Genomic DNA, 14,746 nt, shown 5'->3' with positions numbered 1-14,746 from the left:
CTACTCGGCGGCCGGGCTGTCGGCGCCCGGCATCGGCAGCTGCTGCCAGGTCTGTACCGGCGCGCGAACCCCGGCGCGGTCGAAGTGCTTTTTCACCTGGGTGTCGAGGGCAAAACGCACCGTCCACTGCTTCAGCGGCAGGGTGGTGAAGCTGACGCGTAGCGTAAAGGCGGTATTGCTCAGCCCCACCAGCCCGGCGAACGACGGTTCGCCAATGATCAGACCGCGGATCTCCTCCTGGGCCAGCAGATCGTCCACCGCTGCCTTCAGCGCCTGGCTGGCTTTATCCAGATCCTCATGGCGGTCAACGTCATAGTTAGCCACAACCGAGCCAATGCCGCGCACGAAGTTGGCAAAGGTGGTGATCGAGGACCAGGGAATAATGTGATAGGCGCCGGTATCCTGACGTACCCCCACTGAGCGAATCGACATTCGTTCCACGGTGCCGGTCAAAGGACCGATGGTGACCAGGTCGCCGGTGTTCATCCCGTTCTCAAACTGGATAAATATGCCAGTGATAATGTCTTTGACCAGGGTTTGCGCACCAAACGAAATGGCCAGCCCTAACGCCCCGGCGCCCGCCAGCAGCGGCGCAATGTTTACCCCAATTTCCGAGAGCAGGATCATCACCGTGATGGTGCTGATCACCACCGCCAGCGCGTTGCGAAACAGCGTCAGCAGCGTCCGGGCCCGCGCGCTGGGCAGCGGACGGCCATGAATATCCGATGCCAGCCGGTTTTCAATCAGGCTGGCCAGAACCGTCCAGCCAATGGCGGAGAAGAAGAGGATCAGGGCGATGCGGATCAGCACATCCACCGTTTTTTGCCCGGCATCGTTATGCAGCCATTCCCGGAAGTCAAACAGGCCCCAGGCGCTCAACAGCAGCATAATGGCGACACAGACGGTGAGAATGCGCGCCGCCTTCAGCGAGGCGGAGATCCAGCCATTTAGACGCTTTTGCAGTTCAGGGTAGTTGCGCTGAGTGGCGGGCGACAGGGTGATGGTTTTGGCTATCCAGCGCGACAGGATGCCAGACACCAGCGCCGCGCCGCCGATAATCGCCAGGCTTTGCAGGGTGGCGCCCATCATGAATTTCAGGCTGTTGCCCGGGTCGAACAGCGAAAAGAAAAAAAGCACCACAAAGTAGGCGCAGGCCAGCCAGTGCCAGACCAGCGCGAAGGCGCGGATAAACAGGCTAAAGAAAGCGAGTGAGTGGTCGGCCAGGTGGATCAACCCTTGAGTAATCACCGCTTTGTTATGAAAAATCAGGTACAGCGCCCACAGCGTAATGCACAACATGATGACGACGTTAGCCAGCGCGCCAACCTGAACATTCACCTGATTGGAAATAATCGGCACCGCGACGATCAGACCGTAACCAATCAGGCTGCTGAGCGCGCTCAGGCGCAGGCTCCAGTATGACGCGGCCTCGTCGCTGAGGTTAAAGGGCCGCAGGGCAGGAATGCGCGGGCAGAAAATGAGCCGCAGAATAGCTTTAAAAAACTCGATCAGCGCGAAGGCGTTGAGGAAAAGGCTCTGCTGGAAGGCGATGGTAGGGTTATTCCCATTCAGGCGATCGCTTAGCAGCTGACCGACAAACAGGGTTAGCGCCAGCAGCAGCAGGTCGATGATAAACGCCCCGGCGATGGTCAGGGGCAGCTGGAGCCAGTTACCGCGATCGCGGTTTTTATGCCGTCCCCATTCGCCCATTTTGCGATACAGCGGCAGCGCCGCGAGGCGTACCAGCCACCAGAAGGCAAACACCAGCCCGGCCAGCAGTAAAAAATGCCAGGCCGCGCTGGTAAAGGTTTGCGGATTAAAGGGCTTATGCGGTGAGCCGGTGATATTGCGCCACAGCTGGGAAAAGCGTGATGAGAGCTGTTCGCCATATTCCCGGCTTATCTGGGTGACGTTCTCCAGTACCGTGGTCTCTTCTTTCACCGCCGGTGGCGTCAGCGTCGGGGTGCTGTCGGGCGGCGGCGTGGCGGCTGCTTTACGCAGCTGGTCAATGAGCTCCTGACGGGCGGAGTCGTTGGCCAGCACATCGGCCAGTGCGGCATAAGCCGCTCTTTTCTGTTCCACATCGGGTTCGCTGGCGCTGTTTTTATCAGTGTTAGGCGTCGGCACGCCGGGGAGGGTGGCGGCGGAAAGCGGGGCAGTAAACAGTGCAGCGAGCAAAAGCAGGATCCACGGCATGGGCACCTCCGTTGCAACGTAAACGGGTAAGTATAGAAGCCGCTGGCGGAAGGGGAGGGAAGAGGATTCTGGAAAAGCGGCTCTCATCGTGGGGGAGAGAGCCGTTGTGGGTCAGGCGACGTGTTGCAGGAATTCACGCAGGCGCGGGCTGGGCGGGTTCTTCACCAGCTCCTGGGGATTGCCGTCTTCAGCAATTCGTCCTTTGTCGATAAAGATTAGTCGCGAGGCCACTTTTTCGGCAAAGCCGATTTCGTGGGTCACAATCACCATCGTCATGCCCTCTTCCGCCAGGTCCTGCATCACCTTGAGCACTTCATGGCGCAGCTCCGGGTCGAGCGCGGAGGTCGGTTCATCAAACAGCATCATCTTCGGCTTCACCGCCAGCGCGCGGGCGATGGCCACACGCTGTTGCTGGCCGCCGGAGAGTTCGGACGGATAGTGATGCGCGCGCTCAGCCAGACCGACTTTCGCCAGCAGCTCTTTCGCCTGCTTCTCTGCCGCCTGCTTGCTGGCGCCGCGTACCCGCAGCGGGCCAAACATCACGTTTTCCAGCGCCGTGAGGTGCGGGAACAGATAAAACTGCTGGAAAACCATCCCGGCTTCCTGACGAATCAGACGTTCGTCCACCTTCGGGTCGTTGACCTTCAGACCATCGACAATCAGATCGCCGCTGGTGATCTCTTCCAGCTTATTGATGCAGCGCAGCATCGTTGATTTACCGGAACCGGAAGGGCCGATAATGACCACCACTTCACCCTGATTAATTTTCAGAGAGATATCGTGTAGCACCTGGGTCGGACCAAAGTGCTTGGAGACGTTTTTAAACTCAATCACAGGATTTTCATCCTTCTTTCAAGACGACGCAGAATAAAGCTCAGGACCAGGGTGATAATCAGGTAGATCACGGCTACGGCGCTCCAGATTTCCAGCGCGCGGAAGTTGCCCGCGATGATCTCCTGTCCCTGACGGGTCAGTTCGGCGACGCCGATGACGATGAACAGCGAGGTATCCTTGATGCTGATGATCCACTGGTTGCCCAGCGGCGGCAGCATGCGGCGCAGCGCCAGCGGCAGGATCACGTGGCGAATGGTTTCGCGACGCGACAGGCCAAGCGCCAGGCCCGCTTCGCGGAAGCCTTTATGTATGGAGAGCACCGCGCCGCGAGTGATTTCCGCGATATAGGCGCCCGAGTTTATCATGATGGTCACTACCGCCGCGGAGAAGGGGTCGATGCGCAGATCGCTAAAGGCCATCGGCAGCGCAAAGTAGATGAACATAACCTGCACCACAATCGGGGTGCCGCGAATGATTTCAATAAAGACCAGCGCGATGTGGTTGGCGATCCAGCCGCCGAAGCAGCGGGCGAAACCGGCCACCAGACCAATTATCAGACCGCCGGCCAGGCCGAGGACGGAAATCCACAGCGTCATTTTGGCGCCTTCCAGCAAAATCGGAATGGCAGGCCAGATGGCACTCCAGTCAAACTGCATAATACGTTCCTGTTACCGTGTCGAGAGCAGAGGAAAGCCTCCGCCAAAATACCGTCTCCCGCCGAGCCTGTGCCGGAAGACCGTTGTGGTGTCGCCGGACCTCGGTCCGGCGAAGTACGTTTTTATTATTTGGGTTCAGTGCCGAACCATTTTTTATAAATTTCGTTATAGGTACCATTGTCGCGCAGCGTTTTCAGCGCACCGTTCACTTTCTCACGCAGCTCGTCGCTGCCTTTCGGGAAGGCGATACCGTAGTTTTGCGCTTCCAGTGATTCGCCTACCGCTTTGAACTTACCGTTGCCCGCGGTTTTGATGAAGTACAGAATATTCGGCGTATCGTGCAGCACGGCATCCGCGCGACCGGTTCCCAGCTCCATATAGGCGTTATCGATGTTCGGGAACTGACGCAGATCTTTGGTTTTGATATTGGCTTTCGCGTAGTCAACGGAGCCGGTGCCGCTCTTCACCGCGACCACTTTACCGTTCAGATCTTTGACATCTTTGATGTCGTTATTATTAGCGTTGACCATCACCAGCAGGCCGCTTTTATAGTAGCCGTCGGAGAAGTCGATCGCTTTTTTACGCTCGTCGGTAATGGTGATCCCCGCCAGCGCCAGATCGATATTTTTGGTTTGCAGCGCCGGGATAATGCCGCTGAAGTCCATTGGCTTCAGGGTGTAGTCGAGCTTCAGCTCTTTGGCGATAGCCGCCCACAGGTCAACGTCAAAACCCACATACTTATCGCCTTGCTTAAATTCGAACGGGACGAACGCCGTATCGGTGGCGACAACCAGGGTCTTATTAGCGGCATGGGAAGAAACCGCAAAAGCCAGGGTCAGTGCAGCCAGTGAAACTTTAAATACAGACTTCATAGCATTTCCTTTTATATCCACGGGACGATCCCCTGCGAGAACGACTAGCCTAATGAAAAAATCGTGCCACTTTTACAAGCTGTTGTTTTTCAACAAACGAAGCGTAAGTCGTTGCACAAGAACGATCATTTCAGGCAGTGACTGCACCATGATGGGGCGTCATTTTGGTGCGTCATAAGGGTGCTGAATTACCAGCCCATTTTTAGCGCAAACCCTGATGGGAAAACAATCTCGACGTAACGATTGTGTGAGGTGATTATTACAATCTTTTTACTTTTGCGCGCATTTTCATCAATCTGGTGCCCTGAAACGGTGCAAGGCCAGTGGGGGATGAAAAGCAAAGGATGGAATATAGGGCAGGGAGAAACGCTGAGGCGCCGCCGACCGCGCTGGGCCGGCGGCAAAGCCTTACTCGATGTTGGCTTCAATGAACCACAGGAATTTATCCAGATCGCGGGAAGCCGCGGTGAAGATATCTGCAGTGTCTTCGTCTTTTGCTTCGTCGATCGCCTTACGCACATCGTTCGCCACTACCGCGTAGCGGTCAGCCAGGGCTTTCAGGTGATCCTGAACGTGATGGATGTCCAGTGGGTAGCTCTGCAGCGGGGTTTTGCTGTTAATGACCTGAGTGGTACCCAGGGCGACGCCGCCCAGCTGCACCGCGCGCTCGGCCATGGTGTCCAGATGTTCGGTCAGCGCGGTACGGAAGCCATCCAGCATTTCGTGCACGGCGATAAAGTTCGCACCGCGCATATTCCAGTGTGCCTGCTTGGTGATAAGTGACAGGTCAATGAACTGGATCACCTGGCGATTCAACAGCTCAATGGTCGCTTTCTTTTCGCTGTCAGCGACATCGTTGCGGGTATAGACCAGATTAGACGCTTTTGATTTAACCAGTTTTGCGGTACTCATCGTTTCATATCCTCTTGATATTGATGCTCATCACACTTCAGATCTGAATGATGTGGAGCGTTGTCCCAAATGACTTCGGAAATAAGTATAGCAAGGGTTTTCAAGAGTGAGGCATCGGCAGGCTATATCACTCCGATAGCGCAAAGTGGTTGGTTATTTTAAAAATATTTAAATATCAGGTATTTATATTTGGCTGAACGGCCCGGATTTCTCTCGGGCCGGCGCCGTAACAGAATGTTAATTGATATCGACCTGCTCGACTTTACTCTGCCGTTGCATAGTCAGCGTGGCGCCCATCGAGGCGATAATGATCGCGCCGAGCGCCAGGGTCTGGGAGAGCTTCAGCGTTTCACCGAGGAAGATCATACCGGAGAGGGCAGCTAACGCTGGCTCAAGGCTCATCAGCGTGCCGAAGGTGCGCGTCGGCAAGCGCGTCAGGGCCATCATCTCGAGGGAGTAGGGCAGCGCGGTGGAGAGAATCGCGATCCCCAAACCCAGCGGCAGCAGCGACCACTGCCACAGCGTATCGGTGGCCTGCGCCATGCCTAACGGCACAAACACCAGCGAGGCGATGAGCGACCCCATCGCTACCGTGGCTGGACCATGCTCTTCACCGGCACGCTGTCCGGTCAGAATATAGACCGCCCAGCACGCCCCGGCGCCGAGGGCGAACAGCGCGCCGGTTAAATCGACCTGCGCCACGTTCTGCCCCAGCGGCAGAAGATACCATAGTCCGAGGATCGCCAGCGCCACCCAGACAAAATCCAGCGGGCGGCGCGAACCAAACAGCGCCACCGCCAGCGGGCCGGTAAACTCCAGGGCCACCGCCACGCCGAGCGGAATGCGCTGCAGGGATAAATAAAAGAGATAGTTCATCGCCCCGAGCGCCAGGCCGTACAGTAGCAGCGGCACGCGCTGCGCCGGGGAGAAACGTAGCCGCCATGGCTTGAACACCACCACCAGAATCAGCGTTCCCAACGCCAGACGCAGGGCGGTGACGCCCGGGGCGCCGACCACCGGGAACAGCGATTTAGCAAGCGATGCGCCGCTTTGAATCGAGGTCATGGCGACTAAAATCACCAGTATCGGCAACCATGCCGCCGCTTTTCTGGATGGACCGGGCATCCTTTCTCCTGTCAGGTTTTGTCAAAAGGGGTAAAAGTTCCAGTGTACTGGAATTACCTGCCGGCGGTTGAGCTAATGTTGAAAAAAACAGGGGCAAAAACAGTACAATGGCGAAAACTGCTGAGAAATTCACCAGGCGGTTAGGATTAATCTGGATGCTTGCGAATTTCTTAATGAGCGTTAAGATGTAAGTTAACGCCAAAAATTGTTGTTTTCCATATTGTTACAGAAATATGGAAACTTTTGGTTACATGAAAAAGTATGTTAGACAATGTAAACTCCAAAGAGTTTCCCAAAAGTTTTTGATATATTTAAGGCTTAGGACTTATTAGAAACACATTTGAGGTGGTTATGAATAAAATTGCACGTCTTTCAGCACTGGCCGTTGTTCTGGCTGCATCCGTAGGTACCACTGCATTTGCTGCAACTTCTACCGTAACCGGCGGTTACGCGCAGAGCGACATGCAGGGTAAAGCGAACAAAGCTGGCGGTTTCAACCTGAAATACCGTTACGAGCAAGATAACAACCCGCTGGGCGTTATCGGTTCCTTCACCTACACCGAGAAGGATAACAACAGCAACGGTACTTACAACAAAGGTCAGTACTACGGCATCACCGCTGGTCCGGCTTACCGTCTGAACGACTGGGCAAGCATCTACGGCGTAGTGGGTGTTGGTTACGGTAAATTCCAGAACAACAACTACCCTCATAAATCCGATATGAGCGACTACGGTTTCTCCTACGGTGCTGGTCTGCAGTTCAACCCGATCGAAAACGTTGCTCTGGACTTCTCCTACGAGCAGTCTCGTATTCGTAACGTTGACGTCGGCACCTGGATTGCTGGCGTGGGTTACCGCTTCTAATCACTCCGGTGATATGAAAAATCCGCCTCTCGGGGCGGATTTTTTTTGCCTGCTGACGGCCGGCCCGGGCGACTGGCCGGGCCGGCGCGATTAATTGACTGTGAACTCATCGGTACCGAGGTGAGCGTAGTCCACCTTCTGCAGCTGGAAGTTGGTGATGTACACCGGACCGGCCTTTTGCTCAGAGATAAACCGATAGCGTGGGGTGATTTCCGCCGCCTGGATCCCGGTCCACTGGGAGAAGAAACTGAGGAAATCATTCGCCGAACGCTGCGCCTTAATCACTTTATGCGCTTTGTCATCGCTGGATAGCACCATAAACGGCACCTGGAAGTTCTGCTGGAACTTATCGTCATGCGCCAGATACTGCACCTCTTTGCCCCGCTCCTTGAACGCCAGACCATGATCGGAAAAATAGGTCAGGGAAAAAGTGTCACCGGAATTTTGCAACTGATGATAAAGCTTAGCCAGCAGCGAATCGGTCTGCGTCATGCTGTAGAGGTAGCATGAGGTCTCTTTCGACTGAACGAAAACCGTGTATTTGCCCTTGGTCCGATCGCAGGCCTGTGGGTGAGAGCCCATCAGGTGCAGGACAATCAGCTGCGGCTGGGTACGCTGGGTTGAGAGCACCTGCTCGGTCAGCTTCAGCAACTGCTCGTCCTGGGTGTTTTTATTGGCTTCGAAATCGCCGTTTTTCAGGAACTGTACTTCATCCGCCCGTTTGGCGATGCTGGCGATAGCGGTGTCGTACTCGCCAATTTGCCCCTGGTTGGAGAACCACCAGGTCTGGAAACCGGCGCGGTTGGCGAGGGTGACAAAGTTATCCTGATACTGTGGTTTGCCATCGACCACCCGGTTAAGCGTCAGGCCGAGCGATTTCTGCGTTGAGCCGCTGGCGGCGATGTAGTTGTTAAACAGATAACCGTTTACCGAGCTGGCAAACGGCGTGTTGTCCCAATGGCCACCGAAAGCGCCGAGGGCATCGCGGCGCGCGCTTTCACCGATCACCACCACATAGAGATGGTATTTTGGCTTTACCGCCAACACGTGCCAGCTGTCTTTCATGCCAGCCAGCTGCGCCATCCGGGCCTGTTCGTCCAGCACCTCGTTGTTATTCACCACCACGTCTTTGACAAAACGAAAGGCCGGATAACCGGTGTCAATCACCTTGAATACACCGCCCCAGGCAAGGTTTTGCACCGGCTGGAGAAAGAAGATCCCGATGCTGAACAACAGGCCCAGCGTATCCATTTTTCCCCAGCGTGATGGCTCAACGATCCTACGGCGAACCGCAATGACCCCGAGAGCGAAGATGAAGACCGCCAGCAGATAGTTGTACCACGGGAAGATGGTCAGGATTTCCGTAGACTCTTCCACGTTGGTGGCGTGCAGCGCCAGCAGAGTGTTGAAGTTGGGGGCACCGTAGGCCTGGCCAAAGGGATAGTACAGAGCCGCCAGCAGGGAATAGGCGCCGACCACCGCTTTCTGGACGCGCGGAAAGGCGCGCCACAGCAGATGTAACACACAGGTAAATGCCACGGTATAAAGCAGGCTAAATTCATAGCCCAGCGCCAGGTTAATTAACAGCGACTGTAAAAAGTAGAATCCCGTCCATGGGTTCAGTGCCAGTCGGCGGGCGACCAGCGTATCTTTCAGGGTGGTGACATTCATAGTAAACAATCAAAAAGAGGCCATGCGCATCCCCTGGCGTCAAGGGGTAAAACCTGCTGGACAGTGCGTGAAGAGGGTCTCTGCGAGCCGCGAATGTGGCAGGGCTGTGCAAAGATAGGGCTTGTAAATGGTAAGGTCAACCAGGCATAACAGATTGTTTTGCGAGAGCGCTTACAAAACTTGAAAAAAGGTCAGGGAAACGGGGGAACCGGTCATTTTACCGGCGGAAAATGACAGAAAAATGAAGCGGCGTACCGCGACGCCGCCTTAGGAATTGGGTTTGCCCTGCTGCGGTTTACCGTTGATCATCTCGCACAGCATACCGATCAGCATTAATCGTACTTTAAAGGGTGAATGGCTAAACACGTTTATGCACCTCTTGAATTCATTCATCTGCTCTCCTCCTGCCAGTTCGCTCCGTCATTCCCTGATGGATGTTTGCATTATATACAGATATAGCACAGGCTATATTTTATAGCTATGGCTAAAACGTTAATTTTTTGTGCTCTTGGCGCAATCCATTACAATGTGGATCTTTTTATACGATGCTTGACGCGTCACACGAATGAGGAAGCACAATGAACCGTCGCGCAGGTAAGCCAATAACAAAAAAAGTGACGCAGTTAGTGAATGTTGAAGAGCACGTGGAAGGGTTTCGCCAGGTGCGGGAAGCGCATCGCCGCGAGCTGATCGATGACTATGTGGAGCTGATCTCCGATCTGATCAACGAAGTGGGCGAGGCGCGCCAGGTGGATATGGCCGCGCGTCTTGGCGTTTCGCAACCTACGGTCGCTAAAATGCTCAAACGCCTGGCCAGCGTCGGTCTTATTGAACAGATCCCCTGGCGCGGGATCTTCTTAACCTCGGAAGGTGAGAAGCTAGCCCAGGAGAGCCGCGAGCGCCATCAAATCGTGGAGAACTTCCTGCTGGCGATCGGCGTCAGCCCGGAGATTGCCCGACGTGATGCGGAAGGGATGGAGCATCACGTGAGCGAAGAGACGCTGGCGATGTTCCTGAAATTTACCCAAACACAGGGATCTCAGGAAGCATGACTCTTCCCTTCGTCCAGTCGCTGCTGCGCGATCGTTTTCTCCATTTGCTGCTGATTATCGCCTGCGTGCTCAGCGCCATCGTGCCGTTTGTCCCGGCAAGCTGGCCGGCGGCCATTGACTGGCATACCATCGTCACGCTTAGCGGCCTGATGTTGTTGACTAAGGGGATCGAACTGAGCGGCTATTTTGACGTGCTGGGCCGAAAAATGGCCCGCCGCTTTGTGACTGAGCGCCAGCTGGCCATCTTTATGGTGCTGGCGGCGGCGCTGTTGTCTACCTTTCTTACCAACGACGTTGCGCTGTTTATTGTGGTGCCGTTGACGCTGACGCTAAAAAAATGGTGCGCCATCCCGGTGAACCGGCTGATTATTTTCGAAGCGTTGGCGGTGAACGCCGGTTCGCTGCTGACGCCGATCGGCAACCCGCAGAATATTTTGCTGTGGGGACGATCCGGCCTCTCTTTCTTCGGGTTTATCGGTCAGATGCTGCCTCTGGCAGCGGCGATGATGCTGACCCTGCTGGCGCTGTGCTGGTTCTGTTTTCCGGCGAAGCGGCTCAGTTACCAGAGCAGCGACAGGGCGCCGTCATGGCAACCCAAGCTCGTCTGGAGCTGTCTGGGACTGTATGTGGTGTTTCTGACGGCGCTGGAGATGAATCAGGCCCTGTGGGGGCTGGCGCTCGTGCTGCTGGGCTTCCTGGTGCTGGCCCGGGCGGTGATCGTCCATGTCGACTGGTCGCTGTTGCTGGTGTTTATGGTGATGTTTATTGACGTCCATCTGCTGACCCAGCTTCCGGCGCTGCACCAGGTGCTGAGCGGGGTGGGGACCCTCTCCGGCGGTGGACTGTGGCTTACTGCTATTGGCCTGTCGCAGGTGATCAGTAATGTGCCCTCGACTATTCTGTTGCTCAACTATGTCCCGCCGTCGATACTGCTCGCATGGGCGGTTAACGTGGGCGGCTTTGGCCTGCTGCCGGGCTCGCTGGCCAATATTATCGCCCTGCGTATGGCCAGCGATCGGCGCATCTGGTGGCGCTTCCATCTCTACTCCATTCCAATGCTGCTATGGGCGGCACTCAGCGGCTACTGGCTCTTCAAACTCAGCGCCTGATCTCAACATAATCGCGCCATCATTCACATCGATCGCCAGGATCGCCTTTCGGGGCGATCTTTTTTTGTCCGGCTCACAGAAACCGATCCCGGCCTTTGCTTACCTTTTCACTTTCCGGTATATGACTAGTCATTATGTTTAAATGGCTAGTCATATACCGAGGCGCAGCATGAAGAACAGACTACCGGCAGATTTTTTATGGGGAAATTCCGTCTCCAGCATGCAGACGGAGGGGGCGTGGAACGAGGGTGGCAAGGGGATGTCGGTGTATGATATCCGTCAACCGGCGGAGTTCGCCTCCGACTGGAAGGTGGCGACCGACTCTTATCATCGTTATCGGGAAGATTTCGATTTGATGCAGGATCTGGGCATGAACTGCTACCGTTTTCAGATCGCCTGGAGCCGGGTGTGCCCTGACGGAGATGGCGAATTCAATGAACAGGGGATCGCCTTCTACCATCAATTTATAGATGAACTGCTCGCCCGCGGCATTGAGCCGATGATCTGCCTGTACCACTTCGATATGCCGCTGTCGTTGGCGGAGCGCTACAACGGTTTTACCGACCGCCGGGTGATGGACGCTTTTATCCGCTACGGCCAGAAGATGATCGCCTGCTATGGCGACAAGGTGAAATACTGGCTCACCTTTAATGAGCAGAATCTGTACCATTCGCCGGAAGCGTTTCTGATTTCCGGCTATCTGCAGGGGGAGAAGACCCTGCGCGAACTGTATCTGATCCAGCATCATGTCATGATGGCGCACGTCCATCTGACTCACTATCTGCACCAGACGAAGCCGCAGTGTCAGATGGGCGGAATGCTGGCTCACGCTCTGGTCTATACGGCTACCTGCAAACCACGCGATATCCTCTGCGCCCAGCAGCTGGATGAGTTCTTAAACCAGAACCTGCTGCGCGCCTACGCGGGTGAGGGTTATAGCCCGGAGGTGATGCATTTTGTCGCCGCGGAAGGATTCGATGATATCTATCGTCCGGAGGATCTTGCCCTGATGGCGACGGTGAGGGTCGATTATCTGGCGTTCAGCTATTACGCCAGCCGCACATTGAACAGCGACGCGATCCCGCCGGGAACGGCGGTCAACAACTATATGCTGTTTGGCAACCAGGATAACCCGTTCCTGAAAGCGACGGAATGGAACTGGCAGATTGATCCGCTGGGCTTCCGGACGATCATCACTCGTTACTATAACGACTGGCGCCTGCCGGTGTTCCCGATTGAAAACGGCATCGGGGTGATTGAGTCCTGGGACGGCGAACATCCCATTGCCGACGATTACCGCATCGCTTACCATCGCGACCATATCAACGCCATGAAAGCGGCCATCTTTGAGGATGGGGCGCAGGTGATCGGCTATCTCGGCTGGGGATTAATCGATATCCTGAGCTCACAGGGCGATATGCGTAAGCGCTACGGCGTGGTGTACGTCAATCGCGAAAACCATGACCTCAAGGACCTGCGGCGGGTGCCGAAGAAGAGCTATGCATGGCTGAAGCAGGTGTTCCGCAGCAACGGCGAAGCGATGTAACGCTGCCCTGGCGGTCAGATGGTGTATCCAGCCCGCCAGCCACTCACTGAATGGATAAGGACCGGGAAATGACGGCGAAGTATCTGCAAATCGCGCGGGAAATAAAAAAACGCATCATCAGCCAGCAGTATCCGGCTAGCGCGCCGCTACCCGACCAGTTTGCGCTGGCGGCGGAGTTCAGCACCAGCCGGATGACCATCCAGCAGGCGATGCGCCAGTTAATCGTCGAAGGGCTGATCTATACCCGAAAAGGGCAGGGCACCTTTGTGCGGAAAAATTTCCTTCAGCTGTCGCAGTGGGAGCTGCCCGGCAGCGACTATTTCGGCGCCACCAAAACCTGGGAGCATCTTGGCGAGGTGCAAAGCGAAGTGGTGCGTTTTGCGGTGCGCTTTCCCAGCGACAAGGAGCAAAGTTCGCTGCTTATCGACGCCGATGCCCCGGTGTATGACTTTGTTCGCCTGCGGCTGCTCAACGGCGAGCCGGTATCGCTGGATCTGACGGTCATGCCGGTGGGGCTGGTGCCGGGGTTAACCAAAAGCCATCTGGAAGGTTCCGTGTTTCGCTATGTGCAGGAGACGCTGGGGCTGAAGCTGATGGGATCTTACCGCGTGGTGCGGGCGATGAAGCCCGGGGAACTGGATAAACAGCATCTTCACTGCGAACCGACCGATCCGGTGCTGGAGGTGGAGCAGGTTATCTATCTGGAGGATGGCACGCCGCTGGAGTACGCCCACTGCCATTATCGCTACGATCACGGCGGGATTATTCTGGTGAATAACGGCTAGGCCGGGGCTCCTGCTGGCGGCTGCGCATAGCGGGGTTACGGCGTGGTAGGGTTTGGTAGCCCGGGCGAGCGTTAGCCGCCTCGAGGGAAAATGCCGATAAAAAAACGGCGGGCATCAGGCCCGCCGTTTTTCTTGTCAGCACAACTTAGTTCAGACGCACCGGCATACCGGAGCGGTTCTGGATAGCCTGCTCAACCACGTTCTGATCGACATCAGACTGGCTGGTAACTGCCTGTACCGGCTGAGTCAGGGTGATCGGCACGATCTCGCCGCCCTGGAACTGCGCTTCGGTGGTCGACAGCGGGTTGTGCACCTCGATGTAACGGCTGCCGTCCGGCTCGGTGGTCGCTTTTACCGGCTCATCGATAAACTGTACGCGGGTGCCGACCGGCACGTTCTCAAACAGGAATTTGATGTCATCGTTACGCAGACGCACGCAGCCGTGGCTCACGCGCAGGCCGATACCGAAGTTAGCGTTGGTGCCGTGGATGGCGTACAGACGGCCGATATACAGCGCGTACAGCCCCATCGGGTTATCCGGACCGGCCGGTACGACGGCTGGCAGCGGGTTGCCGGCGGCGGCGTATTCAGCATGCATTTTGGCGGTCGGTGTCCAGGTCGGGCCGGCCTTCTTGCGTTCGACTTTGGTGGTCCAGTTGATCGGCGTATCTTTACCTAACTGGCCGATGCCGATCGGCAGAACGATCACGGTATTGGTGCCTTTCGGGTAGTAGTACAGACGCATTTCCGCGCTGTTGATAATGATCCCTTCATGCACGGTATCCGGCAGAATCAGCTGCTGAGGGATGTTCAGGACGCTACCGCCCTTCGGCAGGTAAGTATCCACCCCCGGGTTGGCTTCCAGCATGTTGGAAAGCCCCATCTGATATTTCGCCGCGAAGTATTCCAGCGGCTGTTTGTTATCATCCGGAATGGTAATGACCTGATTCTGACCAACCAAACGGCTGCCATCGGTTGGCAAAGGATAGGTGACAGCAGACGCTGTATTGCAAAAGCCTACGATGGCGAAGGCTGCCGCTAAGAGTGTAGATAATTTCATAGTCTTTAATGTCGTGTGCGAAATCAACGCCACACAGGCCTTTGTTAATGATTGAGACAGTAGA

14 protein-coding genes are annotated in these 14,746 nt (G+C 55.8%); 5 read left to right on the top strand and 9 right to left on the bottom strand.

Translation table 11 applies throughout. The annotated features are described in order from the left end of the window. The 6 genes from ybiO to rhtA all read right to left on the bottom strand — a co-directional run bounded on the left by ybiO (position 1) and on the right by rhtA (position 6,595). Entirely contained in the window at positions 1–2,196 is a 2,196-nt protein-coding gene (gene ybiO / locus KB892_RS17465) for a mechanosensitive channel protein (protein ID WP_002895833.1), read from the bottom strand. Positions 2,197–2,307: 111 nt separating this feature from the next. Continuing rightward, on the bottom strand, positions 2,308–3,030 hold the full coding sequence (gene glnQ, locus KB892_RS17460; protein ID WP_004142040.1) for a glutamine ABC transporter ATP-binding protein GlnQ: 723 nt from the start codon (positions 3,028–3,030) through the stop codon (positions 2,308–2,310). Further along, entirely contained in the window at positions 3,027–3,686 is a 660-nt protein-coding gene (glnP, locus tag KB892_RS17455; protein WP_002895837.1) for a glutamine ABC transporter permease GlnP, read from the bottom strand. The genes glnQ and glnP overlap by 4 nt, the downstream gene beginning before the upstream one ends. A 125-nt stretch (positions 3,687–3,811) precedes the next feature. Beyond that, on the bottom strand, positions 3,812–4,558 hold the full coding sequence (gene glnH / locus KB892_RS17450) for a glutamine ABC transporter substrate-binding protein GlnH (RefSeq protein WP_002895839.1): 747 nt from the start codon (positions 4,556–4,558) through the stop codon (positions 3,812–3,814). Between the two features lie 408 nt (positions 4,559–4,966). Next, positions 4,967–5,470, bottom strand: coding sequence for a DNA starvation/stationary phase protection protein Dps (gene dps, locus KB892_RS17445; protein WP_002895841.1), 504 nt, complete (start codon positions 5,468–5,470; stop codon positions 4,967–4,969). Between the two features lie 237 nt (positions 5,471–5,707). Further along, positions 5,708–6,595: a threonine/homoserine exporter RhtA gene (rhtA, locus tag KB892_RS17440; protein WP_002895842.1), complete on the bottom strand. Its 888-nt coding sequence runs from the start codon at positions 6,593–6,595 to the stop codon at positions 5,708–5,710. 351 nt (positions 6,596–6,946) lie between these two features. Between rhtA and ompX the strand changes: the two genes are divergently transcribed. Continuing rightward, positions 6,947–7,459, top strand: coding sequence for an outer membrane protein OmpX (gene ompX, locus KB892_RS17435; RefSeq protein WP_002895845.1), 513 nt, complete (start codon positions 6,947–6,949; stop codon positions 7,457–7,459). Positions 7,460–7,549: 90 nt separating this feature from the next. Here the strand turns inward: ompX and KB892_RS17430 are convergent, their stop codons facing one another. Then, the gene (locus tag KB892_RS17430; protein WP_002895847.1) at positions 7,550–9,130 is read right to left on the bottom strand and encodes a phosphoethanolamine transferase; all 1,581 of its coding nucleotides are present in this window, start codon (positions 9,128–9,130) and stop codon (positions 7,550–7,552) included. Between the two features lie 267 nt (positions 9,131–9,397). Next, the gene (mntS, locus tag KB892_RS17425; RefSeq protein WP_002895851.1) at positions 9,398–9,523 is read right to left on the bottom strand and encodes a manganase accumulation protein MntS; all 126 of its coding nucleotides are present in this window, start codon (positions 9,521–9,523) and stop codon (positions 9,398–9,400) included. Positions 9,524–9,708: 185 nt separating this feature from the next. Between mntS and mntR the strand changes: the two genes are divergently transcribed. From mntR to KB892_RS17405, 4 genes are all read left to right on the top strand, one after another. Then, the gene (gene mntR, locus KB892_RS17420; protein WP_004151703.1) at positions 9,709–10,182 is read left to right on the top strand and encodes a manganese-binding transcriptional regulator MntR; all 474 of its coding nucleotides are present in this window, start codon (positions 9,709–9,711) and stop codon (positions 10,180–10,182) included. Then, entirely contained in the window at positions 10,179–11,291 is a 1,113-nt protein-coding gene (locus tag KB892_RS17415) for an anion transporter (RefSeq protein WP_002895863.1), read from the top strand. Before mntR ends, KB892_RS17415 begins: the two co-directional genes overlap by 4 nt. 169 nt (positions 11,292–11,460) lie before the next feature. After that, complete coding sequence (locus KB892_RS17410) at positions 11,461–12,837, top strand: glycoside hydrolase family 1 protein (RefSeq protein WP_002895865.1); 1,377 nt, start codon at positions 11,461–11,463, stop codon at positions 12,835–12,837. Positions 12,838–12,905: 68 nt separating this feature from the next. Next, positions 12,906–13,622, top strand: coding sequence for a GntR family transcriptional regulator (locus KB892_RS17405; RefSeq protein WP_004151705.1), 717 nt, complete (start codon positions 12,906–12,908; stop codon positions 13,620–13,622). 145 nt (positions 13,623–13,767) lie between these two features. Here the strand turns inward: KB892_RS17405 and ldtB are convergent, their stop codons facing one another. After that, positions 13,768–14,682 (bottom strand): L,D-transpeptidase, encoded by a 915-nt coding sequence (gene ldtB / locus KB892_RS17400; protein WP_002895871.1) that lies wholly within the window; start codon positions 14,680–14,682, stop codon positions 13,768–13,770. Between the last annotated feature and the right edge of the window lie 64 nt (positions 14,683–14,746).

Source organism: Klebsiella sp. P1927 (assembly GCF_018204675.1).
In the GTDB taxonomy this organism is placed as follows: Bacteria; Pseudomonadota; Gammaproteobacteria; order Enterobacterales; family Enterobacteriaceae; genus Klebsiella; species Klebsiella pneumoniae.
The sequence above is the reverse complement of the archived record's forward strand: the minus strand, read 5'-3'. Positions and strand labels throughout refer to the sequence as shown.